Origin of the sequence: Phenylobacterium soli, from assembly GCF_003254475.1 — a bacterium.
Lineage (GTDB): Bacteria > Pseudomonadota > Alphaproteobacteria > Caulobacterales > Caulobacteraceae > Phenylobacterium > Phenylobacterium soli.
Genome location: NZ_QFYQ01000002.1, coordinates 54717 through 79105 on the forward strand (window position 1 = coordinate 54717; position 24389 = coordinate 79105).

Genomic DNA, 24389 nt, shown 5'->3' on the forward strand with positions numbered 1-24389 from the left:
CAAGCCTCGTTTGTTCAGCCGTCATCTGCCGACGGAGAACACTGACATGCGCAAGACTCTGAGCTTGCTCGCCGCCGCCGGGGCGGCCCTCGCCCTGGCCGCGTGCGGCCACAACATGGAACAACGCGCCGCCAGCGGCGGCCTGGCGGGTGCGGCGGTGGCCGGCCCGGTGGGCGCGGTGGCCGGCGCCGCGGGCGGCGCGGCGGTCAGCGCCACCCAGGACAAGGACAAGGGCCACTAGGCCCAGGTCCACAAGAATCCAGGGCCACCCAGTCGCCAGGTCCCGGTGAGGCGCCCTCTCCGCCGCTTTGCGGAGGGGGCGCGGTCGCCTGTCCGCGAGCCCGTGCTATGGTCCTCGTCCTGAACCCAAGGAGGCAAGGAGGCAGGCGTGACCCAGCACGACGCGCGCAAGGGCGGAGGTCTTGGCAAGGCGCTTCTGGCCGGCGTGGCCCTGGTGGCCGGCGCTTTCGTGGTGCGCGGCGCGATCCAGCGCCAGGGCCGGGCCAGGGCCTTCCTCTCCGAAGGCGTCGATGAGAAGACCTGGATCACCCTGGGCGGTCTCGAGCAGTGGGTGACGATCCGCGGCCGCGACCTGCAGAACCCCATCCTGCTCTTCCTGCACGGCGGGCCGGGCATGGCCATGAGCCCCTTCCTGCACCGCGCCTTCCCGCACTGGGAGGAGCACTTCACCGTCGTCAACTGGGACCAGCGCGGCGCCGGCCGCACCTTCGGCCGCCACGGCAAGAAGGGCACGGGGCCCCTGACCCTCGGCCGCATGGTGGTCGACGGCATCGAGCTCACCGAGGAGCTCAAGCGCCGCTTCCCCGGCGTTCCGATCCTTCTTTGCGGCTGGTCGTGGGGCAGCATCCTGGGCATCGAGATGCTGCGCGCCCGGCCCCACCTGTTCGCGGCCTATGTGGGCACGGGCCAGGTGGTCGACATGACCCGCGGCGAGAGCCTGTCCTACTTCGGGACCATCGACCGGCTGCGCGCCAAGGGCGACGAGCGGGGCGCGGCCCGGCTGGAGGCCATCGCGCCGCCGCCCTATCCGAACATCAAGTCGCTCAACCGCCAGCGCTGGCTGCTGCTTTCGACCATGCCCAAGGCCGAGCGGCGCGCGTTCCTCAGCGTGATCCCGAGCCTGCTGGTCGGTCCCGACGCCCGGATGAGAGACCTGCGGGACTACTTCAAGGGCCTGGAGTTCAGCCTGGAGAGCCTGTGGGGCCAGATCGCCGACTGGCGACTGACCGACGGCGGCGCCGAGTTCGAGACGCCGCTGGTGTTCATCGAGGGCGACCTCGACCTGCAGGTCCCGGCCGCCCTGGTCACCGAGGTGTTCGCCAAGCTGCGCGCCCCGGCCAAGGAGCTGGTGATCGTCGAAGGCGCGGCCCACGCCGCCCTCCTGACCCACCCCGACCGTTTCCGGCGCGAACTCGTCGAGCGGCTGCGGCCTTTCGCGCTGGGCCGGCCGGCGAAGGCCCGGCGGCGCAAGCCGGTCTAGCCGCGCGCCGAGCGGAGGCGTCTTCCGTCAGGGGGCGTAGCTGGAGCGGATCTTGACGCCCCAATGGGGACCGTCGGGCCCGTCCTCGCGGGTGATCACATAGACGCTGTCGAAGCCGCCGATCACCGAGCCGTCCTTCCGATAGCGGGTGAAGCGGGTGTCGATGTGCACCTTGTCCGGCCCGGCGTGGATCACCTCACGGCGGTCCCAGGCCGAGTGGTCCCATTCGGCCAGCGCGCCCTCGTTGAAGCGCTCGGGCGTCATGTCGCCCTTGTTCAGCGTCACCAGCCGGCCCGACGCCAGGCGGACGGACGGGAAGTTGAACGTCGCCTCGAAGGCCGCGACGTCGCGGCCGTTGAAGGCGGTCATGAAGTCGTCGAGCACCTTCTGGGCGGCGGCGACCTGCTCGGGGAATTCCTCTGGCCTGGGCATCTAACTCTCCATCTGCCCGATATGAGAACCCTGGTGACAGCACCCTGGCAACAGCTCCGCTGGCGTCGGGGCGCGCGAGAACCTACCTTGGCCTCCATGCCTCCCGCCTCTGTCAGCGACGTCTCCGGCGCCTTCGATTACGATGAAGGGTCCATGCCGATGCTGTGGAAGCCGCACCGTCCGGAGCGGCCAACCAAGTCGGAGGGCGGCAAGCGCTTCAAGCTGGTCTCGGATTACCAGCCGGCCGGCGACCAGCCGCAGGCGATCCGCGAGCTGGTGACCGCGGTCAATGCGGGCGAGCACGACCAGGTGCTGCTCGGCGTCACCGGCTCCGGCAAGACCTTCACCATGGCCAAGGTGATCGAGGAGACCCAGCGGCCGGCGCTGATCCTCGCCCCCAACAAGACCCTCGCCGCCCAGCTCTATTCCGAGTTCAAGAGCTTCTTCCCGGAGAACGCGGTCGAGTTCTTCGTCTCCTACTACGACTACTACCAGCCCGAGGCGTACGTCCCGCGGACCGACACCTACATCGAGAAGGATTCCTCGATTAACGAGCAGATCGACCGCATGCGCCACTCGGCGACGCGGGCGATCCTGGAGCGCGACGACGTGATCATCGTCGCCTCTGTGAGCTGCATCTACGGCATCGGCTCGGTCGAGACCTACACCGCCATGACCTTCGACCTGACGCCCGGCGAGCGGATCGACGAGAAGAAGCTCATGGGCGACCTGGTGGCCCTGCAATACAAGCGCAACGACCAGGCCTTCGAGCGCGGCTCGTTCCGTCGGCGCGGCGACACCATCGAGATCTTCCCGGCCCACTACGAGGACCGCGCCTGGCGCATCAGCCTGTTCGGCGACGAGATCGAGGCGATCACCGAGTTCGATCCGCTGACCGGCAAGAAGACCGCCGACCTCAAGGGCGTGCGGATCTACGCCAACAGCCACTATGTGACGCCGCGGCCGACCCTCAACCAGGCGATCATCCAGATCCGCGCCGAGCTCAAGGAGCGCCTGGACTGGCTGGTGGCCAACGGCAAGCTCCTGGAGGCCCAGCGGCTGGAGCAGCGCACCACCTTCGACCTGGAGATGATCCAGGCCACCGGCTCCTGCGCGGGGATCGAGAACTACAGCCGCTATCTCACCGGCCGTCGGCCCGGCGAGCCGCCGCCGACCATGTTCGAATACGTGCCCGAGAACGCCCTGCTGTTCCTCGACGAGAGCCACCAGACGATCCCGCAGATCGGCGCCATGTATCGCGGCGACTACCGCCGCAAGTTCACCCTGGCCGAATACGGCTTCCGCCTGCCCTCCTGCATGGACAACCGCCCGCTCAAGTTCGAGGAGTGGGACGCCATGCGGCCGGACACGGTGGCGGTCTCGGCCACCCCCGCCCAGTGGGAGCTGGAGCGGGCCGGCGGCGTCTTCGTCGAGCAGGTGATCCGCCCGACCGGCCTGATCGACCCGCCGGTGGAGATCCGCCCGGTCTCCAAGGACGGCTTCAGCCAGGTGGACGACGTCATCGACCAGGTGCGCCAGACCGCGGCCCGCGGCTACCGCAGCCTGATCACCGTCCTCACCAAGAAGATGGCCGAGGACCTGACCGAGTACATGCACGAGCAGGGCCTGCGCGTGCGCTACATGCACTCCGACGTCGACACGGTGGAGCGGATCGAGATCATCCGCGACCTGCGGCTCGGGGCCTTCGACGTGCTGGTCGGCATCAACCTGCTGCGCGAGGGCCTCGACATCCCCGAGTGCGGCTTCGTGGGCATCCTCGACGCCGACAAGGAAGGCTTCCTGCGCTCGGAGACGAGCCTCATCCAGACCATCGGCCGGGCGGCGCGGAACGTCGACGGCCGGGTGGTGCTCTACGCCGACCAGGTCACCGGCTCGATGGAACGGGCCATGGCCGAGACCGCCCGCCGCCGGGAGAAGCAGCAGGCCTACAACCTCGAGCACGGCATCACGCCCGAGAGCGTGCGCAGCCAGATCAAGGACATCCTGGCCTCGCCGTACGAGAAGGACCACGTGCTGGTGCCGGTGGGCGTGGCCGAGGGCGGCAAGCCGTTCCTGGGCGACAACTTCAAGACCACGCTCAAGGACCTCGAGGCCCGCATGCGCGAGGCCGCCGCCAACCTGGAGTTCGAGGAAGCCGCCCGCCTGCGCGACGAGGTCAAGCGGCTGAAGCTGCTCGACCTGGAGTTCGCCGCCGACGCCCTCGCCGGCCAGGGCGAGACCGGCGACAAGGACACGGTGAAGGGCCTGCGCGCCGAGGTGCGGGCGGAAAAGGCCGAGGCGTTCAAGAAGCGCGGCCGGGCGCGGCGCTAACGCCGCCTGGCGGAGGCCGCGCAATCAGCGTGCGCTCATGGACCCGGGTCAGTGGACCGGCATCCAGCCCGCCCGGCGAGCCTTGGCGGCCTCCTCGGCGAGGAGCGCCATCAGCATCCGGCGGCGCTCGTCGTCGGGCGCGTCCTTGAGTTGGCGCAAGTAGTTCAGGACGTTACGCCGGTGGACGAATTCCTGCGTGCTCATCTGCATGCCCCACCCCCGATCCGGAACGGAACACTCGCTAACTCATGTGAAAAGCTGCCTTCGCCTGTGACGGGAGTCGAGAGCGCGCGTCGGGTATCCGACCTAACAAATGTGTGAGGCGGTGGAAGATCGGGTATGCCGGCGGGTGCGAACGGCGGGCCGCTGGAGGCCGTGCCGGAGCCCTGCTTCAACGGTCTTCACGAAATCTCGGGCCGTTCACCATCCAGCTTAACTACACACTGTGTCCGGGAATCCCCATCTAGCCAGACAAGACGGTGAACTGGCGCCGTTCATGTATCCGTCAGGGAACCTGTGCCGTCTTAGTACGTAACCGAGACAACAGGACTGGAGGCCCTTCTCGACGCTGTCCATCGGGGACTGCGGAGGGCGCCACAACTCCTGGGTTGGCGATTTGAGGTATTACCGAATGTCACCGTCTCTCAGCGTGGTCGCCGACAACGACCTGAAGACCAGTCCCAAGACCGAGACTGTCGCCGAGCGCGTGCGCCGTCTGCAGGCCGAAGCCAAGCTTCTGGCCAAGGACCACATCCGCGCCCTGTCGGACCAGATGGTCGCCGTCGAGCAGATGGCCGCGGAAATCGCCGAAGGCGGCGAAGCCTATCCGCCGGGCGTCCGCGAGCTGGCCAGCCGCCTGGTCGAGGACCTGGACAGCCGCGTCCAGACCCTCGAAGCCATCGTCTCGCGCACCCTGTAAGCGCGCGAGGCGCCTAGCCGTCACCGCTTAGGCTTGGTCCCGTGGAGAGACGCCCGCGTTCGGTAAAGGGTGTTTCAGAGCGTATTCCGGGGGGACCGGACCAGCCGGCGGAACGGACGGGCGACGAGGTCGGACGGGCTTTGGCCGGGTGTCCCGGAAGGACACAGGAGACGCGGCCGAGACCGTTCACCAAGTCACTTAAGGATGTGGGACCCGCCGGATGGCGGGTTTTTTTCATGCCTCAGCCGCCAGCGCGGCGGGGACTATTGAACCAGGTCCCGGAACTCCTTGGAGCGGGCGAGCCAGGCGGCGGCGTAGCCGCAGATCGGGGTGATCTTGAGGTTCCTGGCCTTGGCGTCGGCGGCAAGGGCGGCCATCAGGCGCCCGGCGGCGCCGGTGCCGCGCAGGGCCGGCGGGCTCTCCACGTGGTCGATGAACATGCGCTCGCCAGCCAGGCGGTAGTCGGCCCAGGAGGTCTGCCCCTGCTCGTCCATCTCGTAGCGGCGGCCGGTGTCGCGCAGATCGCTCATCTTGATCCTCCGTGGTCCCTGGCCCCCTCGAACGCGGTGGCGGGCCCGACCGATCCCGGTCTAGCCTGAACCTGGGCTTTCCGACGAGGAGTCTCAAGATGACGCAACGTATGTGGATCGCGGCCGCCGCGGTGCTGGCGCTCGCCGCCTGCGGCAAGAAGACGGAGACGGCGCAGACCGGTGGCAACGCCGCGGCGCCGGCGGCGGAGACTCCCGCGGCCGGGGCTCCCGCGGCTGGGGCTCCCGCCTCGGCCCGGCCGGTGCGCAAGGCAGGCCTTTGGGAGCAGACGGTGGAGTTCGGCAAGATGCGGCAGACGAGCCGAATCTGCCTGGACGCGGCCACGGACGAGAAGCTGGGCCTGGAGGGCAACCGCGGTCCGAACCCCTGCTCCGAGAGCGCGGTGAGCGCCATCCCCGGCGGCTATGCGTTCCGCTCGGTCTGCGACATGGGCGAGGGCGGCAAGGTGACCAGCCAGGGCAAGGCGGTAGGCGACTTCGGGGCGAAGTACCGGGTCGACATCGAGAGCACCACCACCGGGGCGGCGGGGCCGGAGATGAACGGCGTGCGCAAGTTCGCCATCGAGGCGGAATGGAAGGGCCCCTGCCCCGCCGACATGAAGCCGGGCGACATCGCCCTGCCGAACGGGCTGAAGATCAACCCGGCCGCGGGGGCGAAGGCGAAATAGGCCGCACGACGAATGTCGGGGCGGCAGGGGCCGGTGCGTCCTTGGGGAAATCCTGAGGAGGATGTGATGCAACAGGTGAAGGATCGGGCGGCGGTGGAGGTCGTGGCGATCGAGCCGCGGGATGCGCGCGAGCTCGCGATCGCCCGGCTGATCGATGCGCCGGCGGACAAGCTCTTCCGCTGCTGGACGGACCCGGCGCTGATCCCCGAGTGGTTCTGTCCGAAGCCCTGGGTAGCCGAGGTGCTGTCCATGGACGTGCGGCCGGGCGGGACGCAGTCGCTGATGATGCGCGGCCCGGACGGCGCCAGCCATCCCTCGGGTGGGGTCTATCTCGAGATCGTGCCGGGGCGGAAGCTGGTGTTCACCAGTGCGATGGGCGAGGGCTGGCGGCCGGTGGAGGGCGACCTGCAGTTCGTCGGCGAGGTCAGCTTCGAGCCGCAGGCCGACGGGCGCACCCTCTACGTCGCCCGGGCCATGCACTGGAGCGAGGCCACCGCCAGGGCCCACCAGGAGATGGGCTTCGAAGGCGGCTGGGGCATCGCCGCGGAGCAGATGGCCGAGCTGGCGCGGCGGCTCTGCCCCCCCCGCCGCTAGACCAGCTCCACCGCCATGGCCGTGGCTTCGCCGCCGCCGATGCAGAGCGAGGCGAGGCCCTTCTTGCCGCCGCGCGCTTCGAGGGCTGCGATGAGGGTGGCGAGGATGCGTGCACCCGAGGCGCCGATCGGGTGGCCGAGGGCGCAGGCGCCGCCGTTGACGTTGAGCTTGGCCCGGTCGATTCCGAGCTCGCGCTCGGCGATCATGGCGACCACGGCGAAAGCCTCGTTGACCTCGAACAGGTCGACGTCGGCGACGCTCCAGCCCGCGCGCTTCAGCGCCTTCTGCATGGCCGGCACCGGCGCGGTGGTGAAGAGGCCCGGCTCGTGGGCGTGAGCGGCGTGGCCGGCGATCCGGGCGACGATGTTCATGCCGAGCTTCCGGGCCACGCTCTCGCGGGTCATGACCAGGGCCGCGGCGCCGTCGCTGATCGAGGAGGCGTTGGCGGCGGTGATCGCCCCGTCCTTGGCGAAGGCGGGCTTCAGCGTCGGGATCTTGGCGGGGTCGGCCTTGGCGGGCTGCTCGTCATCCTCGATCAGCACCGCGCCCTTGCGGGTGACCACCTCGAAGGGGACGATCTCCTTCTTGAAGGCGCCCGAGGCCGTGGCCGCCTTGGCCCGCTCCAGGGAGCCGATGGCGAACTCGTCCATCGCCTCGCGGGTGAACTGGTACTGCCTGGCCGTCTCCTCGGCGAAGGAGCCCATCAGGCGGCCCGGCTCGTAGGCGTCTTCGAGTCCGTCGAGATACATGTGGTCGTAGAGGGTGTCGTGGCCGATGCGGGCGCCGGCGCGGTGCTGCTTGGAGAGGAAGGGCGCGCCCGTCATGCTCTCCATGCCGCCGGCGACGATGATATCGGCGGTGCCGGCTGCCAGGGCGTCGTGGGCCATGATGGCCGCCTGCATCCCCGAGCCGCACATCTTGTTGACGGTGGTCGCCTCCACAGACTTCGGCAGGCCCGCGCCCAGCGCCGCCTGGCGGGCCGGCGCCTGGCCGAGGCCGGCCGGCAGGACGCAGCCCATGAAGATCTGCTCGACCGCGGCGGGGTCGGCCTTGGCGCGCTCGACGGCGGCGCGGACGGCCGCGGCACCGAGGTCGGTGGCCTTCACCGGCGCGAAGACGCCCTGGAAGCCGCCCATGGGCGTGCGGGCGTAGGCGGCGATGACGACGGGGTCGGAGGCGGTGTTGCTCATGCCGGAGATATAATTCACCAGACGATGAGATGCATCCTCCCGATGGGGAACCCCGCTCACGGCAGGACTCTCGCCTCAGGACTCAGGCCGCGCGGACGGTCCCGGCGATGAAGCCGCCGCCAAGCACGCGGGTGGGGCTTTCCGGCGCGTAGAGGACGCAGGCCTGGCCCGGGGCGACGCCTTCCTCCGCCCCGTCGAAGACCACGCCCGGCGCGCCATCGACCATGGCGAGGCGCCCGGCCACCGGCTCGCGGGTGGAGCGGACGCGGGCGAGCACGGGACGACCTGCCTCGGCGGCGGCCCCGATCGAGGCGTGGTCGCCGATCCAGTTGGTCTCCTTGAGGGAGAGGGCGTGGGTCATGAGGGCCTCGCGCGGGCCGACGATCACCTGCCGCGCGTCGGCGTCGATGCGGACCACGAACAGCGGATCGCCGACCGCGACATTGAGCCCCCGGCGCTGGCCGATGGTGTAGCGGGTGACGCCCTCGTGCCGGCCGAGCACGCGCCCGTCGAGATGCACGATGTCGCCGGGCTCGGCGCCGTGCGGGCGCAGCTTGTCGATGATCGTCGTGTAGCGGCCCTCGGGCACGAAACAGATGTCCTGGCTGTCGGGCTTGTCGGCCACCGACAGGTTGAGGCTGGCCGCGGCGGCGCGCACGGCGGGCTTGGGCAGGCCACCGAGCGGGAAGCGCAGGTAGTCGAGCTGTTCGGCGGTGGTCGCGAACAGGAAATAGGACTGGTCGCGCGCCGGGTCGAAGGCGCGGTGCAGCTCGGGGCCGGCGGCCCCCTCCTCGCGGCGGACGTAATGGCCCGTGGCCATGGCCGCTGCGCCGAGGTCGCGGGCGACGTCGAGGAGGTCGCGGAATTTGACCGTCTGGTTGCAGCGCACGCAGGGGATCGGGGTCTCGCCGCGCAGGTAGGCGTCGGCGAAGTCCTCGATGACCTGCTCGCGGAAGCGGCTCTCGTAGTCGAGCACGTAGTGCGGGATGCCGATCGCCTCGGCCGCCATCCGCGCGTCGTAGATGTCCTGGCCGGCGCAGCAGGCGCCCTTCTTCTGGATCGCCGCGCCGTGGTCGTAGAGCTGCAGCGTCACGCCGACGACATCGTAGCCGGCCTTGGCCAGGAGGGCCGCGGTGACGGTGGAGTCCACCCCGCCCGACATGGCCGCGACGATCCGCGAACCGACCGGCAGGCGCACGGCCGCCTGCGCCGCCTCGACGAGGTCGGCGGAGAGCTCGGACGGAAGATCGGGCGCAAAGGGCGCGTTCATGGGCCGCTATTTAGAGGCTCGGGGCCGCGATTGCGAGCCGGAGCCAGATGCTCCCCCACAGGGGGAGCTGTCCGGAACGGACTGAGGGGGTTGAGAGGCGGGGCGTCTGAGGCTCGTCGCTGCAACCCCCTCCGTCGCTTCGCGACACCTCCCCCTGAGGGGGAGGATCTGGACTACTGAATCTGCAGCAGGCTCAGGAGCGAGGAGTTCTTCAGGGTCTGGAAGACCTGGGCGGCGGCCTGGAAGGAGGTCTGTGCCATGGTCAGGTCGGCCGAGGCCTGGGCCATGTCGGCGTCGGTGATGCCGCCGATCATGGTGGTGAGGGTGGTCTGGCGGCTGCCCAGGTCGGATTTGATCTGGTCGACCCGCTGCTGGACCATGCCGTTCTGGGCGGCGAGCGCGACGGCGCCGGTGTGCACCGTGTCCCAGGTGGCCAGCTGGTTCTGCAGGAAGGTGCGCTGGGCCGGGCTGAGGGCGCCGTTGAAGGGACCCGAGGCGCTCTGATCGAACGCCTCGATGGTCTGCAGACCGGTCAGCATCGGCGTGCCGATGTCCGAGGCCAGGATGCCGGTGGTCACCTTGGTGGCGTCGTCCAGCTGGGTCGTGGCCTTGAACTGGTCGTTCTGGAAGAAGGACGAGATCGGCGGGCCGGCGGTGAGGCTGGCCAGCGTCGTGGCCGTCACCGGCTGGGTGTTGATCAGGCCGCCGCCGAACAGGTAGGCGCCGTTGTAACGGGTGTTCATGGCGCCCACGGCCTTGTTCATCTGGCCCTGGATCTCGGTCATCAGGTTGGTGGCGTCGCCGGAGGCCAGGGTGTCGGCGATGGCCTGGCGGATGGCCTGGGCGGAGTCGGCGACCTGGTTGAGGGAGGTGTCCTGGGTGGTCAGCTTGTCGGCGATGAGTGTGTTCTGGTCCGAATAGCCCTGCAGGCGGACCTGCATCGACTTCATGGCGGTGAGCAGCTCGTCGTTGCGCGCGAAGCCCTTGAGGTCGTGGCCGTTCTTCTGGGTCGAGACGCGCTCGCCCGCCTCCAGCTGGCGCAGCTGGGCGTTCATCAGGTTGGTGATCACGGCGTTGTAGTTGCCGACCGTCGAGACGCGGGTGACCATGGCGATGCTCCTCAGACCATCTGCAGCAGGGTGTCGAACAGGTCCTTCGTCGCCTGGATCATGCGGGCGGAAGCGTTGAAGGCCTGTTGATAGGTCTGCAGGCGGACCAGTTCTTCGTCGAGATTGACGCTCTCCACCGAAGAGCGGCGGTTCTGGGCCTCGGTCTGGATGGCGTCGGCGCTGGTCTTGGCGGTGGAAGCCGCTTCGGAGTCGCGGCCGAGGGCGCCGCCGAACTGCGAGGCGTAGCGCGAGACCGTGGCGGTGAGCTGGCCGAGCGAGCCGGCCGGCTGGAAGAGGGTGGTGACGTCGCCGGACTGGGCGAGGCCCACCGCCCCCTGCCCGTCGCCGGGCCGCAGCGCCGGCTGGCCGGCGGCGACGGTGAGGTCGAGATGGGCCAGGGCCAGAAGGCTGGGGTTGGCGGTGATGGTGCTGTCGACGTCGAAGCGGCTGGCGCGGGCAGAGCGCTCGACGACGCCGATGCCGAAGAGCTGGCTGAAGGATGGCCCGCCGGCGCCGCGCGAGGTGCCGTCCTGGACCACCGACAGGCCGGCGTTGAGCGGCTGGTTGGCGGCGAAGCTCATCACCCCGTTGGCGTCGAGGGAGAACTGGCCATAGAGGCCGACGCCCGTCGTCGTGGAGTTCAGGGTGTTGAGGAGATCGCTCATCTGGGTGAGCGCCGGCATGGTGACGGTGATGTCGCGGATCGGCTTGCCGTCGGCCTGGGAGAGCCGGAAGGTGATGGTCTGGCCGGCCGTGAAGCCATGGGCGTCCGCGGCCGAGAGCCCGGTCTCGTAGGTGGTGAAGCCGCTGGCGCGGACCAGGTCGTTGAGGCCGAAGAAGGCCGAGAAGCCGCGCCCGGTCTTGGACGACGTGCCTTCGTCGATGGCCACGCCGTTGGTCCCCGTGGCGCTGATCGACAGCTTGTTGTTGACGTAGGTGGCCGTGCCGTTGGCGCCCATGGCCGCGTTGAGGTCGGCCAGGAAGGTGGCCGGCGAGGTAGCGCCGGGCGCGCCGCCGTCGACGCTGATGGTCTGGGCCGTGAAGTCGATGGCGTAGGTGTGCTGCACCACCCCGGCCGAGTCGGTGATGGCGATCGTCGACGCACCCGTGAAGCCGTTGAGGGCGGTCGGCAGGTCGAGGCCGGTGTCGCGGCCGGTGAGCGTGGTCAGGGGCGGCACGGCGGCGGAGGCGTTGTGCGCCGCGTTGAGCTGGTTCACCGCCCGGGTCACGAACTCGCCGAGCTGGTCGGAGATGCCGGGCAGCTTCTGGTCGCGCATCTCCATCAGGCCGCGCATCTCGCCGGAGGACATGGTGATCGGCTGGACGGTGGAGGAGACCGAGCCGCCGGTGGCGGTGACGTAGCCCGGCGTCGAGGCGGTCTTGTTGTAGGACAGGGTGACGGCCGTGTCGCCGGCCAGCAGCACGCCCTCGGGCGAGCGGACGTCGACCCCACCGCCGGGCCGCTGGGCGACCTTGATGCCGATCAGGCCGGAGAGTTGGTCGAGGAGCTGGCTCTGGATGTTCTCCGCACCCGAGGCGTCGGCCTGGACCAGCTTGGCGCGGCTGATGTCGGCGTTCAGCTTGCTGATCTGCTGCAGCAGGTTGTTGGCCGTGTTGATGTCCGAGCTGATGCGCGTGTCGATGGTCTGGCCGAGCTGGTCGACCTGGGTGTTGATCCGGTCGGCCTCGGTCAGGAAGTCCTGCACCGTGGAGATCACCTGGCCGCGCAGCAGGCTGTTGGCGGGATCGTTCGCCGCCGCGGCGGCGGCCGTGTAGGCCTTGTCCAGCCGGCCGAAGAAGTAGGTGCTGCTAGAGGGGTCGCCGAATAGCCCCTGGGCGTTGTCGAGGTACTGCGAATAGGCGGCCCAGCGGTTGGAGTCGGCGCCGGCGGTCAGGCTGGCGAGCTGCAGGTACTGGTCGGTGACCCGCTCGACGCCGGTGACCTGGACGCCCTGGCCCATGCCGCCCACGGTGAGCTGCTGCTGGTTGACCGCCTTGCGCACATAGCCGGGCGTGTTGACGTTGGAGATGTTGTCCGAGACGGTCCGCAGGCCCGTCTGGGCGGCCATCAGGCCCGAGGTCGCGGTCTGCAGCGCGATCGACAGCGACATGGCTTAACCCTCCGCCCGGCAAAGGCTGACGCGCGAATAGGCGGAATCTGCCGGGCGCATGGTGTACGCGCGCCAACCGTTCGCCAAAAAGTCCCGCGTTTTCAACATGGTCCCTCTCCGGACCTGATGGACATCATGTTATGACGCGCAAGAGCGGCGCCAGTCGGACCGGGCCTCTCCCCGGCCCGGCAGGGAACGCCCCATCAAGACGCCATCGGCCCGGCAAAAAGCGCCATCGGACCCCCTCGGCGAGGCGCCCAGACAGGGCTCTTTATTTCGTATTTTCAGATACTTGTCTGTGTGGCGCGAAGGTTGCTCCGGACTGTCCGAATGAACCCGGCGCCAAGCGCGCCACATCGGACAGCCAAGGCTCACATGACTGCGCCCGTGCTTAACGCCTCGCCCTTCCCCGCTCCCGGCGCCTCCGCCGGGCAGGGCGGGATCGCGGCCGGCGCCCAGGGCCAGGGTCAGGCGCAGGCCGGAATGGCCGGCGCGGTGGCGGGCTTCGAGGCGCTCATCGCCGCCCTGTTCGGCGACCAGGCCGGGACCCTCGTCCAGCCGGGCGCGGCCCAGGCGGCCGCGGCCGGCCCCGCGGGCGCCTCCCAACCCAGCGCCGCCAACGCCACTACGACGGGCGACGCGACGGGGGCGGGCAAGACCGCAGATGGCAAGACCGCCGACGGCCAGGACGTCGCGGGGGCGCAGGCCCAGGCCGCCGCCCTGCTGGCCGGCGCAGCCCAGGTCCCGCAATCGGCGGCCCCGCAGCCTGCGGCCGGCGCCGCGCCGACGGCCGACCCGGCGGCGGAAGCGGCTGGCGACGGGAGCAAGGCCAAGACGGCGCAGCCCGCGCAGGCGGCCTACGCCCACGCCAACCCGAACGCCGCCTTCCTGCGTGACAGCGGCGCGCCCGCGGATGGCGCCGTCCCGGCCGGGGCCCCGGTCGCGACGCCGGCGGAGACCAAGCCCGCGGGTCCGACCACGGCCGAGCCCGCGGCCCCGCAGCCGCCGATCACCGAGGCCGCGCCGGCTCCGGCCGCCGCCTTCGAACAGCTCGCCAAGGCCGACCCCGCGCCCGCGGTCAAGGCCGAGACGCCGGCGACCGCCGCCGCGCCGAGCACGCGCTCGCCGGCCGCGCCCTCGGCGCCCACCGAGGCTGCGCCGACGGCCGGCCCGCAGTCCGCCGCCCCGGCCGCGGGCGAGCCCACGGCTCAGGGCCAGGCTGACAGCCAGGCTCAGGTTCAGGCCCAGCCGGGGGCCCAGACCGCGGCCCAGAGCACGGCTCAGAGCACGGCTCAGAGCGCGGCCCCGGCCGTCCAGACGCCCGCCCCGGCGAACGCTCAGGCGAACGCCCCGCGTCCGGCCGTGCGCGATCGCGGCGCCGCCAAGACCGAGACCGCCGGCGCCGACCCCTCGGCCAAGGCCCTCGCCCCCGGCCACCTGAAGCGTGTCGAGGGGGTGAAGACCGAAGCAGCCACCGAGGCCGTGAGCCAGGCGGCCGCGGCGAGCGCCGAGGACGCCGACGACGGCGCCGCCGGGAGCGCGGACCACGACGACGCCCGCGCCGCGCCCGGCGCCGATCCGGCGGCCAGCGCCCCGCAGTCCGCCGCCCCGGCCAATGTGCACGCCGCGGCGAGCGCGCCGCGCGGCGCCCCGCAGACGGTGGCCAACCTCGCCGCCCAGATCGTCAAGAAGCTGGAGGCCAAGACCACCCGCTTCGACGTGGAGCTCGACCCGGCGGGCCTGGGCAAGGTCAACGTGCGCGTCGACATCTCCGCCGACGGCCAGATCAGCGCCGCCCTCGCCTGCCACAACCCGCACGCGGCCGAGGCGCTGAAGGCGCGCTCGAACGAGCTGCGCCAGGCCCTGGAGCAGGCCGGCTTCGACCTTTCCGGCGGCCTCTCGTTCGAGATGGCCGGCGGCCAGAACGGCGGCGCGGGCGCCGGCCAGGGCCAATTCGACAACCAGCCGGGCGCGAGCTTCCGCGGCCGGGCCTTCGCCAACGCCCTCGAGACGGCGGACGGTGCGGCCCAGGCGGCGGCGGACAGCGCGCTTCGCTACGGATCCAGCCGGACCTCCGGCGTGGACATCCGGATCTGATGGGAGGCCCGCGATGACCGTCGGCAGCACGACCAGCACGACCTCGAGCGCCGCCGTCGCGGCGCAGACCAACACCGACGCGCTGTCCCAGCTCAGCAGCAACTTCCAGAGCTTCCTCAGCCTGCTGACCACGCAGCTGAAGAACCAGGACCCGCTGTCGCCGATGGACTCCACCCAGTTCACCCAGCAGCTGACCCAGATGGCCGGGGTGCAGGCGCAGCTCAACGGCAACGCCCTGCTGCAGCAGGTAGCCGCCAACACCGGCACCGGCATCTCCACCGCGGTGGGGCTGATCGGCAAGGAAGTGCGCGCGCTGAGCGACAACGCCGACCTGAAGAACGGCAAGGCGCAGTGGACCTACAACCTGCCCTCCAACGCCGCCGCCCTGAAGGTCGAGGTGGTGAACGCCCAGGGCGTGGTGATGCACGCCGAGCAGGTCTCGGCGGCCGACGGCCTGAAGGCCGGCGACCACAACTTCACCTGGAACGGCAAGGACATGACGGGCGCGGCGGCCCCTGACGGGACCTACACCCTGAAGGTGACCGCCGCCGACACCACCGGGGCGGCGATCGCCAGCACGACCTACGTCCAGGGGCTGGTGACCTCCGTCGAGCAGTCGAACGGCAGCACCCTGATCTCGGTCAACGGCACCAAGGTCAACTGGAGCACGGTGAAGAGCATCACCCAGCCCGGCGCCTCGACCGCTTCGTCTTCAACCGCGTCGAGCGGCTCATGAGCCGCGCACGCACCCTGAAACCCGGACGGCAAAACGCCGCCCAGCCTGACGGCCAAAACGCGCCGTCCGGATCCGCAGCACGCGGGCTCTTCGAACCAGAACGGAAGGACCCATGAGCATCAATTCGGCAATGCTCGCCGGCGTGTCGGGCCTGGTGGCCAACTCGTCGGCGCTGGCGGCGATCTCGGACAACATCTCCAACGTCAACACCGTCGCCTACAAGCGCAACCAGGTGAACTTCGCCAACGTCGTGACGTCCCAGGCGGTGGCCGGGCGCTATTCGGCGGGCGGCGTGCAGGGCGTGACCCACAGCTACGTCTCGACCCAGGGCCTGATCCAGTCGACCGCGCGGACCACCGACCTCGCCATCAGCGGCGACGGCTTCTTCGTGGTCACCCAGAAGGCGAGCAACCTGACGCCGTCCGACGCGCGGGAATTCACCCGCTCGGGCTCGTTCAACGTCGACGCCAACGGCTACTTGGTGAACGACTCCGGTCTCTACCTGCAGGGCTGGCCGGCGAGCGCCACGGGCACCTTCGCGCTCGACCCGTCGGACGTGAACAAGCTGTCGTCGATCAACGTCAAGAACCTCGGCTCGGCGCTGCAGCCGACCGGCAACCTCGGCGTCGTCGCCAACCTCGACAGCGGCACTCCGGTCTCGGCGGCCATCACCTCGGCCACCTACAGCGCGGCCTCGGCGACGACCAGCATGGCCGCCTATGCCGCGGGCGTGGCCACCGGCACCAAGCCGGACTTCACGCTCGACATGAACGTGATCGACAGCCAGGGCAATTCCCACAAGTTCGAGATGGCGTTCCTGAAGGACTCCACCGCGAACACCTGGAAGACGGAAGTCTACGCGGTACCCGCCAGCGACGTGAACGCCGGCGCCAACGGCCAGATCGCGGCCGGCGACGTGGGCTTCCTGGGCGATGGCACCTTCGATCCGGCGACCACCACCCTGACCATCCCGATCGCCCTGAACGCCTCGTCGGGCGCGGCTCCCGCCTGGGCCACCTCGCTGGGCGTCAACGCCCAGAACATCAACGTCGACCTGACGAAGCTCACCCAGCAGTCGGGCGCGTCGACCGTGACGACCATCACCAACGACGGCGCCGGCATCGGCAACATCGTCGGCGTGCAGGTGGACGCGCACGGCGTGGTGTCGGCGATCTACGACAACAGCCAGGTGCGCAAGATCGCCAAGGTGGCGGTGGCGACCTTCCCCAACCCGGACGCCCTGAAGCCGGTGAGCGGCAACGCTTACCAGGTGACGATCCCGGCCGGCCAGATGGTGCTGAAGGACCCGGGCGTCGGCGGCGCGGGGCAGATCTCGCCCTCCAGCCTCGAAGCCTCGACGGTGGACCTCTCGTCCGAGTTCACCGGCCTGATCTCTACGCAAAAAGCTTATTCAGCTTCGTCGAAGATCATCACGACTGCCGATCAGATGTTGGACGAACTGATCAATATTATCCGATGAATACAGGCGTTAATGCGAATTAACGTCTGGCGCGATTGTAAATTGTACCAGAACGTTACACGAGGGGGCGATGGTTAGTCGTTTCTTTACTATAGCGATTCAGCGGCCGTTAGCGACCGCGGGCTATCCTTCCCATCAACAGTGATGGTGGGAAGAGCTTAAAAGCCATGTTGCAACAACAACAGGTGCGCACGAACAGCCGGGGCGAGGCCTACGTCATTGGCCCGACCGGCGCGCCGTTGACGATCCGCGACCTGCCGCCGCCCAACACGGGCCGATGGGTCATCCGCCGCAAGGCGGAGGTGGTGGCCGCCGTCCGCGGCGGCCTGCTCTCTCTGGAAGACGCTCTCGAGCGCTATTCCCTGACGAGCGAGGAGTTCCTGGCCTGGCAGCGGTCGATCGACCGTCACGGCATGGCCGGGCTGCGCACCACGCGACTGCAACAGTATCGCTGAACCATTTCCACTCCCCCCGGAAGGTTCGCGACAGCGGCCGTGTCCCCTCCAGGACACGGCCGCTTCCATGTTGAGGGCTCCTAAGGCGCGGCGTCACCGGCGCGTTCGGCGATCGGGCGCACGTCCTGGACGAGATGGACGAGCACGCGGCCCGGCTCCTCCTCGTAAACCATGTGGGCCGAGTTCTCGAACCAGACCCAGCGCTTGGCCGGCGCGTGGAGGCGTTCGTACCAGCGGCGCACCGGGGCGCTGGAGGTGGTGTAGTCGTAGCGGCCGGCGAACATGAACAGCGGGCAGCCGATCCGGGTGATCGAGGTGAAGTCGCTGGCCAGCAGATCGGGCAACAGTTTCGGCAGGGAGAAGGCGCTGCCCTCGTCGATGGCCTTGAAGTCCTCGGGCGAATAATCCGGCGAGATGCGCTCGGCGTTCTCCCAGACGTCGTAGCTCGACCGGCCGTGGGTGAGGCCGCCGAAGTGGACGGACCACTTGCGCTCGATGTTGAGCTTCTCCAGCGGCACGGAGCCGTCGGCCTCCGGATAGGGCGCGATGGCGGTGAGCTCGCGCACGGCCTCGGCGTCGCCCGCCCTGCGCGCCTCATTCAGGGTCCAGGCGTAGCCCTCCGCCTCCTGCGCCTTGAAGTCGATGATCTGGCCGACGCCGACATAGGCGTAGATCCAGTCGGGCCGCCGGACGGCGAGTTGCAGGCCCACCGAGGTGCCCCAGGAATGACCAAGGACGAACACCTTCCGCTTACCGTAGGTCTTGCGGAGGTAGGCGAGCAGCTCCTCGCCGTCCTCGACGATGCGCTCGCGCGTCAGGGTGGGAGCGACGAGTTGAGGGTCGTTGAGGCGAAAGGTCTTGCCGGCGCCCCGCTGATCCCATTGCACGACGGTGAAATAGTCGGCCCAGGCGGGCTCGAAGAGGTAGCGGTTGGGAAGATCCGGCGCGGCCGGCCCGCCATGGACCACGAGGAGGATCGGATTGCGCCGGTCGCGGCCGCGGACGGTGATCCACTGGCGGATGCCGCCGATCTCCACCGCCTTGGCCTCGTCGACACCCTGGCCCGAGACGATCTTGCCGACGTCGGCGAGGATGGCGTGGGGTTCGGGCGGGCTCGCGGCCCAGGCGGGAAGGGCCGCAAGGAGGGCGGCGGCGAGGACGGCCCCTGCGGTGGCGAATCTCATGGCGGAGAACTCCTGGCTGACTGTCGCCAGGCTTAGCCGCCGTCGCCGCTTCGCCGCACCTTAAAAGGCGGACATGCAAACGGCCGCGCCCGGCGAGGGTCGCGGCCGCTTCCTTGTCGCCCGGCGCCCTAGAGGTGGTGGGTGCAGAAGGCGAGCAGCAGGATCACGGGCACCGGCACGCCGATGGCCCACAACAAGATCGATCGCATGGTTCCTCCCAGCGTTTTCAGCGGGGGAGCCAACGCGGGGCGGAGCGGAACCGTTCCAGCAAGGCCTCAGTCGAGGATGCCGCCCGAGATCTCCGACGGCGCGGCCGTCGCGCGCCGCTCGGCCCGCCAGCGCTCCTCGCAGGCGATCAGCGGATTGCGGCGGCCGTCCACCACCCGCATCCGCACCGGATCGCCCCGGTAGCCGTCGCAGAGCGCGGGGCCCGCACGCCGGCCGGCGGCGAGTTCGATGTGCAGGTGCGCGCCCTGGGCGCCATGCGCGCCTTCGGCCAGGACCCGCGGGAACGGCTTGCCGGCGCGGCGCAGGCGGGCGGCGGCCTCGCGCTGGGACATGCCGGGGACCACGGCGTCGTAGGCGCCCGGCCGGCGGCGGTCGCCGGCCGAATGGGCCGAGCGGCGCCCCGCCGGCACGGTCCCGGCGCCCTGCCGGCGCAGGGCGTCTTCCTGGGCGGGCGTGCGATAGCCGCTGGTCTGACGCCAGGCGCCGGGCCCGAACACCTCGTCCATGGTGTTCCGGAAGCCGTCGTCCGCGCCTGCATCGGCGGCGGCCGCGGCGGGCCCGGCGAGGAGCACCGCCAGGAGGAGGACTGGGAGATGGAGCCGCATCGGGCCGCTGTTGTACCGCCGGCGGGCGGCCGGCATTGACCTGGGTCAGCCGCCCGATGGCCGGAGCCCGGCCGCCGCGGTTAAGGTCTCGTTACCCATCCTGGGGGAATTCCGCGTCCGCCGGTTTGGGCCAGGCGGAACGCAACCTGGACGGCGTGGAACTCGGCGTGGAGGCCCGGAATTCCCAGGCCATACCGCAACGACTGCTTCGCCATGCTCGCCATCCTCGCCGCCGCATCGATCCTTGGGGCCCGCCCGCTGGACCTGCACGATCCCGCACGCCGGGCGATGACGGTGCACAATCAGGGCGTGGTGCTGATCCGGCTGGACGCCGACGGCCTGGTGCGGGCGCGCGGCTGCGACGGCGAGCTGCGGCACGTGGGCGATCTTTCCGACCCGCGTCGCCTGCACATCCAGAACGACGGCACGCTCGACGGCCTGGTGTGGGACGCGCGGCTCGATCCGGCGCAGCGGGAGACCTTCCGGGCGATGATGCGGGCCTTCGGCTATTCGGACCACAAGGCCCTGGCGGCCATGTGCCTGCCTACAACCGCCGAGCCGCAGCTGCGCGCCGCGGAGATCAGCCCTGACGCGACTGGCTCATCAGGCGGTCGGTCAACTTCCTCACGCTGATCACGATCCGCTCGCGTTCGCCGGCCTGGCGCTCGACCAGCAGGCGGGCAACCTGGGCGTCGTCGTGGAAGGCGTAGCCCTTGATCGCGTCGAGGATCGCCTTGGCCAGGTTGTCGAGGTCGAGCCAGGGCGGATCGCCCACGTATTCCATGCGGATCTCGACGGAGAACTCCCCCCAGCCGGGCCGGGCGCCGCGCCAAACCTTGCGGAAGAACTCGTAGATCAGCGGCTTGTAGTACTTGGCCTGGGTGGTGAGCCCGTCGACCTCGACCACCAGGGCGCCGCCGCCCTCGCGGGCGCGCACCTTGCCGTGCTGGGTCCAGGTTTCGCTCATCGGCAGGCTACTTAGCGGCAGGATGGGTTGCAGTCTCGCGCGGTGTCGCTAAACCGGCGCGGCCCGCTGGATGGAGACGAGAGCCATGACCGCCACCCGTACAGAGACCGACACCTTCGGCCCCATCGAGGTGCCCGCCGACCGGTACTGGGGGGCGCAGACCCAGCGGAGCCTGCAGAACTTCAAGATCGGCTGGGAGAAGCAGCCGAAGCCGGTGATCAAGGCGCTGGGCGTGGTGAAGCGCGCCGCGGCCGAGGCCAACATGGCGCTCGGCAAGCTGGACCCCGAGATCGGCAAGTTCATCGTCGCCGCCGCCCAGGAGGTGATCGACGGCAAGCTCGACGACCACTTCCCGCTGGTGGTCTGGCAGACCGGCTCCGGCACCCAGTCGAACATGAACGCCAACGAGGTGATCTCGAACCGAGCGATCGAGATGATGGGCGGGGTGATGGGCTCCAAGAGCCCGGTCCACCCGAACGACCACGTCAACATGAGCCAGTCGTCGAACGACACCTATCCGACGGCCATGCACATCGCCTGCGCCGAGGAGGTGTCGCGTTCGGTGATGCCGGCGCTGGAGCACCTGCACGCCGCGCTGAAGGCCAAGTCGGCGGCGTTCGACCACATCATCAAGATCGGCCGCACCCACACCCAGGACGCCACGCCCCTGACCCTGGGCCAGGAATTCGGCGGCTACGCCCACCAGGTGGCGATGAGCGTGCGGCGCATCAAGGAGAGCCTCTACGGGCTCTACGAGCTGGCGCAGGGCGGCACGGCGGTGGGCACCGGCCTGACCGCGCCGGTCGGCTTCGCCGAGAAGGTGGCCGAGCAGATCGCGGCGATCACCCGGCTGCCGTTCGTCACCGCGCCCAACAAGTTCGAGGCCCTGGCGGCGCATGACGCCATGGTGTTCAGCCACGGGGCGCTGACCACCGCGGCGGCGGCGCTCTTCAAGATCGCTAACGACATCCGCTTCCTGGGCTCGGGCCCGCGCGCCGGCCTCGGCGAGCTGGCCCTGCCGGAGAACGAGCCGGGCTCCTCGATCATGCCGGGCAAGGTGAACCCGACCCAGGCCGAGGCCCTGACCATGCTGTGCGCCCACGTCATGGGAAACAACGCCGCCATGGCCTTCGCCGGCAGCCAGGGCCACTTCGAGCTGAACGTCTTCAACCCGGTGATGGCCTACAACTTCCTGCAGTCGTGCCGGCTCCTGGCCGACGGGGCGATCAGCTTCACCGACAACATGGTGGTGGGTATCGAGGCCCGCGAGGACAACATCAAGGCCAACCTCGAGCGCAGCCTGATGCTGGTGACCTCGCTCAAGGAGCACATCGGCTACGACAAGGCCGCAGCCATCGCCAAGAAGGCCCACAAGAACGGCACCACCCTGCGCGAGGAGGCCGTCGGCGGCGGCTATGTGACGAACGAGCAGTTCGACGCCTGGGTGCGGCCGGAGGACATGATCCACCCGGGCTGATGGTCCAGACCGTCCGCATCCAGGGCCCGCTGCCGGAAGGCTTCGAGGCGCTGCGCCAGGAGGCGGAGGCGGAAGGCCACAAGCACCTCACGCGGTTGGCGCGCGAATGGGCGACGGAGCCGCAGGCGTTCCACGTCCTGCTTGGCGTCTTCCACGAGGGCGGGCTGGTGGCGATCGGCGGCGTCACCGACGAGCCGGAGGACGCCGGCGAGCCCGCTTGGCGGATGCGGCGGCTCTATGTGGCGAGGCGGGCGCGAGGCATGGGCGTGGCCCGGGCGATCGCCAACGGCCTGGGGCAGGAGGCGCTGGACAGCGTGAGGCTGGTCACGGTCCACGCCGGGTCGAACGAGGCGGCGCGGTTCTGGGAAGCGATGGGTTTCAGCCCCGTCGCCGGGCGGCCCTGGAGCCACGAATTCCGCGGCTAGGCTACTCCGCCGCGAAGCTCACCGGGTCGGCGTGGGCCCACAGGTGGGCGCGGTAGGCTTCGAAGCACTGCTCGCCGCAGATCAGGCGCATCAGGGCGCCCTCGGCGATGAGAGGAGCGCAGCTCGGATCCTCGGTGACGAGGGGCAGCAGCGCCTCGGCGTTCCAGGCCTTGGAGTGCTCGACGTCGAGGTTGGCGTGGAGCACGAAATACTTCCGCTGCTCCGGCGCGACCTCCAGGCGCTTCAGGCCGTCGGCGACGGCCGCGACACGGGTCGGGGCGGTCAGCTCGACGACGCCGAGCGCGCCCACCGACTGGTAGCCGTAGCGCCGGGTGGTCGCGAGCGCGGTCATGGTGTTGGCCAGGCACAGCGACTGCCAGAGGGTCCCCTCGATGGTCGGCGAGAGCTCCAGCCCCTTCACGGTGCGGTCGAGCATCGGCCCGTGCATGCCGCCCATCGAGCCGCGGCCCATCTCGTCCCAGTAGTTGCGGGCGAGCTCGAGCTTGGGGCGGGCCGGCAGCTTCACCTGGGTCATGGCCACGAGGTCGTCGAACCCGGCCTCCCCGGCCGCCTCCTGGGTCAGGAACCACCGCATCTCCTCGAGCGTGGCCTCGGCGGCCAGCCAGGCGAAGAGCTGGTCCCATTGCCCGGGACCGGTGTCCTTCAGCGCCTCGAACCAGGCGATGAAGCCCTCGGGCTCGGTCGGGACTTCGGCCAGCAGCGGCGCGACGTGGGCGCGGAACGCCTCCACGAAGGCGCCCTCGAGGCGCAGCATCCGCGTGTCCTCGGCGAGGTCCTGCAGCCAGGTCTCAGAGGGTCGCCCGACGGCGAGGCGGCGGCGGTTCCAGCGGGCGAGCGCCAGGTGAAGGCGCCGGGAGTCGGGGATCTCGGGGCTGAACTCGCCCAGGCCGGCGAGGCGCGTCCCTGCGGTGATGCGGTCGGTCATGGGACCGCAACAAGCGTTCGAAGGACGGGGATGGTTCCTAGTGCGGAGGTTCTTGCCCGTCGCGCAGCCGGACGGAAAAGCGGTTCCCACTTTTCCTGGCTGTCGCTCCTAGGCCTTCCGCGCCACCGCGAAGTCGGCGAGGTCTTCCAGGGCGGGGCGCCAGCCGATGGCCGGGAACTCGGCGAGGGCGGCCTTGGCGCTCTCGGCGTAGGCCTGGGCGCGGTCCAGGGTGTCCTGAAGCGCTCCCGTCTGGCGCATCAGCTCGCGGACCCGCTCGAAGTCGCCGTCGGCCTGCTCGCGGCGGTCGACGGTGCGCAGCCAGAACTCGCGCTCGGCCGGGCCGGTGCGGGCGATGGCCAGCAGCAGCGGCAGGGTCGCCTTGCCTTCGCGGAAGTCGTCGCCCGGGTTCTTGCCGAGCTCGTCGCTCTCGCCGGAGTAGTCGAGGGCGTCGTCGACGAGCTGGAACGCCAGGCCGAGGTCCTGGCCGTATTTGCGCAGCGCCCGGCGGCGCTCCGGCGGCGCGCCGGCCGAGACCGCGCCCGCCTCGGCGGCGGCGGCGAACAGCTCGGCCGTCTTGGCGCGGATGATGTCGATGTAGAGCGCCTCGGTGAGATCGAGGTCGTGACTGCGGGTGAGCTGCAGCACCTCGCCCTCGGCGATGACGCGGCTGGCGCGGGCGAGGATCTCCAGCGCCGGCATGGAGTTCGCCCCCACCATCAGCTCGAAGGCGCGGGCGAAGAGGAAGTCGCCGACCAGCACCGAGGAGGGCGCGCCCCAGATCAGGTGAGCGGCGACCCGGCCGCGGCGTAGCTGGGAGGAATCCACCACGTCGTCGTGCAGCAGGGTGGCGGTGTGGATGAACTCCACGGCGGCGGCGAGCTTGAGGCAGGCGTCGTCGCGGGCGCCCGCTAGGCGCGCGGCGGCGACGGTCAGGAGGGGGCGCAGCCGCTTGGCGGAGCCGGAGATGAGGTGCTCCGCGAGCGCCGGGATGACCGGCACGGGGCTGTCCATGTGCCGGCGGATCAGGCCGTCGACCGCCGCCATGTCGGCCTTCGCCAGCCCGAGCAGGGCGTCGAGGGAAGGCGGCTTTTCGACGACGGCCGTGCGAGCGGCTTC

25 protein-coding genes are annotated in these 24389 nt (G+C 70.2%); 13 read left to right on the forward strand and 12 right to left on the reverse strand.

What is annotated here, in order from left to right; all coding sequences use genetic code 11:
* Positions 1–46 precede the first annotated feature (46 nt).
* Positions 47–241, forward strand: a complete 195-nt coding sequence (locus tag DJ017_RS17680) for a hypothetical protein (RefSeq protein ID WP_111530227.1) — start codon at positions 47–49, stop codon at positions 239–241.
* Between the two features lie 147 nt (positions 242–388).
* Complete coding sequence (locus DJ017_RS17685; RefSeq protein WP_111530228.1) at positions 389–1501, forward strand: alpha/beta fold hydrolase; 1113 nt, start codon at positions 389–391, stop codon at positions 1499–1501.
* 27 nt (positions 1502–1528) lie between these two features.
* Here DJ017_RS17685 and DJ017_RS17690 read toward each other — a convergent pair whose 3' ends face one another.
* Entirely contained in the window at positions 1529–1933 is a 405-nt protein-coding gene (locus tag DJ017_RS17690) for a hypothetical protein (RefSeq protein ID WP_111530229.1), read from the reverse strand.
* Positions 1934–2029: 96 nt separating this feature from the next.
* On the opposite strand from DJ017_RS17690, the gene uvrB reads away from it, so the two are divergent.
* Entirely contained in the window at positions 2030–4264 is a 2235-nt protein-coding gene (uvrB, locus tag DJ017_RS17695; protein WP_111530520.1) for an excinuclease ABC subunit UvrB, read from the forward strand.
* A 48-nt stretch (positions 4265–4312) separates the two neighbouring features.
* Here uvrB and DJ017_RS20530 read toward each other — a convergent pair whose 3' ends face one another.
* The gene (locus DJ017_RS20530; protein WP_165830703.1) at positions 4313–4468 is read right to left on the reverse strand and encodes a hypothetical protein; all 156 of its coding nucleotides are present in this window, start codon (positions 4466–4468) and stop codon (positions 4313–4315) included.
* 427 nt (positions 4469–4895) lie between these two features.
* Here DJ017_RS20530 and DJ017_RS17700 point away from each other — a divergent pair, with 427 nt between their 5' ends.
* Positions 4896–5183 carry a hypothetical protein gene (locus DJ017_RS17700; protein ID WP_133255496.1) on the forward strand — a complete coding sequence of 96 codons (288 nt, stop codon included), beginning with the start codon at positions 4896–4898 and terminating at the stop codon, positions 5181–5183.
* A 263-nt stretch (positions 5184–5446) separates the two neighbouring features.
* On the opposite strand, the gene DJ017_RS17705 is transcribed toward DJ017_RS17700, so the two are convergent.
* Complete coding sequence (locus DJ017_RS17705) at positions 5447–5713, reverse strand: GNAT family N-acetyltransferase (protein ID WP_111530231.1); 267 nt, start codon at positions 5711–5713, stop codon at positions 5447–5449.
* 98 nt (positions 5714–5811) lie between these two features.
* On the opposite strand from DJ017_RS17705, the gene DJ017_RS17710 reads away from it, so the two are divergent.
* Complete coding sequence (locus DJ017_RS17710) at positions 5812–6399, forward strand: DUF3617 domain-containing protein (RefSeq protein WP_111530232.1); 588 nt, start codon at positions 5812–5814, stop codon at positions 6397–6399.
* A gap of 66 nt (positions 6400–6465) precedes the next feature.
* Positions 6466–6993: an SRPBCC family protein gene (locus tag DJ017_RS17715; RefSeq protein WP_111530233.1), complete on the forward strand. Its 528-nt coding sequence runs from the start codon at positions 6466–6468 to the stop codon at positions 6991–6993.
* Here DJ017_RS17715 and DJ017_RS17720 read toward each other — a convergent pair.
* The 4 genes from DJ017_RS17720 to flgK all read right to left on the reverse strand — a co-directional run bounded on the left by DJ017_RS17720 (position 6990) and on the right by flgK (position 12673).
* On the reverse strand, positions 6990–8183 hold the full coding sequence (locus DJ017_RS17720) for an acetyl-CoA C-acyltransferase (RefSeq protein ID WP_111530234.1): 1194 nt from the start codon (positions 8181–8183) through the stop codon (positions 6990–6992). The genes DJ017_RS17715 and DJ017_RS17720 overlap by 4 nt on opposite strands.
* Before the next feature lie 82 nt (positions 8184–8265).
* Positions 8266–9453 carry a tRNA 2-thiouridine(34) synthase MnmA gene (gene mnmA / locus DJ017_RS17725; RefSeq protein WP_111530235.1) on the reverse strand — a complete coding sequence of 396 codons (1188 nt, stop codon included), beginning with the start codon at positions 9451–9453 and terminating at the stop codon, positions 8266–8268.
* A gap of 173 nt (positions 9454–9626) precedes the next feature.
* Positions 9627–10562 carry a flagellin gene (locus DJ017_RS17730; protein WP_111530236.1) on the reverse strand — a complete coding sequence of 312 codons (936 nt, stop codon included), beginning with the start codon at positions 10560–10562 and terminating at the stop codon, positions 9627–9629.
* 11 nt (positions 10563–10573) lie between these two features.
* Positions 10574–12673, reverse strand: a complete 2100-nt coding sequence (gene flgK, locus DJ017_RS17735) for a flagellar hook-associated protein FlgK (protein ID WP_111530237.1) — start codon at positions 12671–12673, stop codon at positions 10574–10576.
* 375 nt (positions 12674–13048) lie between these two features.
* Between flgK and DJ017_RS17740 the strand changes: the two genes are divergently transcribed.
* The 4 genes from DJ017_RS17740 to sciP all read left to right on the forward strand — a co-directional run bounded on the left by DJ017_RS17740 (position 13049) and on the right by sciP (position 17441).
* Positions 13049–14770, forward strand: coding sequence for a flagellar hook-length control protein FliK (locus DJ017_RS17740; RefSeq protein WP_111530238.1), 1722 nt, complete (start codon positions 13049–13051; stop codon positions 14768–14770).
* 13 nt (positions 14771–14783) lie between these two features.
* Positions 14784–15506 carry a flagellar hook assembly protein FlgD gene (locus DJ017_RS17745; RefSeq protein WP_111530239.1) on the forward strand — a complete coding sequence of 241 codons (723 nt, stop codon included), beginning with the start codon at positions 14784–14786 and terminating at the stop codon, positions 15504–15506.
* Positions 15507–15618: 112 nt separating this feature from the next.
* Entirely contained in the window at positions 15619–16986 is a 1368-nt protein-coding gene (locus tag DJ017_RS17750; RefSeq protein WP_111530240.1) for a flagellar hook protein FlgE, read from the forward strand.
* A 167-nt stretch (positions 16987–17153) separates the two neighbouring features.
* On the forward strand, positions 17154–17441 hold the full coding sequence (gene sciP / locus DJ017_RS17755) for a CtrA inhibitor SciP (RefSeq protein WP_111530241.1): 288 nt from the start codon (positions 17154–17156) through the stop codon (positions 17439–17441).
* 80 nt (positions 17442–17521) lie between these two features.
* Here sciP and DJ017_RS17760 read toward each other — a convergent pair whose 3' ends face one another.
* Together DJ017_RS17760 and DJ017_RS17765 are read right to left on the reverse strand one after the other, a co-directional pair.
* Positions 17522–18625 carry an alpha/beta fold hydrolase gene (locus DJ017_RS17760; protein ID WP_111530242.1) on the reverse strand — a complete coding sequence of 368 codons (1104 nt, stop codon included), beginning with the start codon at positions 18623–18625 and terminating at the stop codon, positions 17522–17524.
* A 275-nt stretch (positions 18626–18900) separates the two neighbouring features.
* Positions 18901–19458, reverse strand: coding sequence for a hypothetical protein (locus DJ017_RS17765; protein WP_133255497.1), 558 nt, complete (start codon positions 19456–19458; stop codon positions 18901–18903).
* 213 nt (positions 19459–19671) lie between these two features.
* On the opposite strand from DJ017_RS17765, the gene DJ017_RS17770 reads away from it, so the two are divergent.
* Positions 19672–20091, forward strand: coding sequence for a hypothetical protein (locus DJ017_RS17770; protein ID WP_111530244.1), 420 nt, complete (start codon positions 19672–19674; stop codon positions 20089–20091).
* Here the strand turns inward: DJ017_RS17770 and DJ017_RS17775 are convergent.
* Positions 20039–20425 (reverse strand): RusA family crossover junction endodeoxyribonuclease, encoded by a 387-nt coding sequence (locus DJ017_RS17775; RefSeq protein WP_111530245.1) that lies wholly within the window; start codon positions 20423–20425, stop codon positions 20039–20041. The genes DJ017_RS17770 and DJ017_RS17775 overlap by 53 nt on opposite strands.
* Positions 20426–20510: 85 nt before the next feature.
* On the opposite strand from DJ017_RS17775, the gene fumC reads away from it, so the two are divergent.
* Both fumC and DJ017_RS17785 read left to right on the forward strand, forming a co-directional pair.
* Positions 20511–21902, forward strand: a complete 1392-nt coding sequence (fumC, locus tag DJ017_RS17780; RefSeq protein WP_111530246.1) for a class II fumarate hydratase — start codon at positions 20511–20513, stop codon at positions 21900–21902.
* The gene (locus tag DJ017_RS17785; protein ID WP_111530247.1) at positions 21902–22327 is read left to right on the forward strand and encodes a GNAT family N-acetyltransferase; all 426 of its coding nucleotides are present in this window, start codon (positions 21902–21904) and stop codon (positions 22325–22327) included. Before fumC ends, DJ017_RS17785 begins: the two co-directional genes overlap by 1 nt.
* Before the next feature lies 1 nt (position 22328).
* Here the strand turns inward: DJ017_RS17785 and DJ017_RS17790 are convergent, their stop codons facing one another.
* Both DJ017_RS17790 and DJ017_RS17795 read right to left on the reverse strand, forming a co-directional pair.
* Positions 22329–23273: an iron-containing redox enzyme family protein gene (locus DJ017_RS17790; RefSeq protein WP_111530248.1), complete on the reverse strand. Its 945-nt coding sequence runs from the start codon at positions 23271–23273 to the stop codon at positions 22329–22331.
* 108 nt (positions 23274–23381) lie between these two features.
* Positions 23382–24317 (reverse strand): polyprenyl synthetase family protein, encoded by a 936-nt coding sequence (locus DJ017_RS17795; protein WP_111530521.1) that lies wholly within the window; start codon positions 24315–24317, stop codon positions 23382–23384.
* Between the last annotated feature and the right edge of the window lie 72 nt (positions 24318–24389).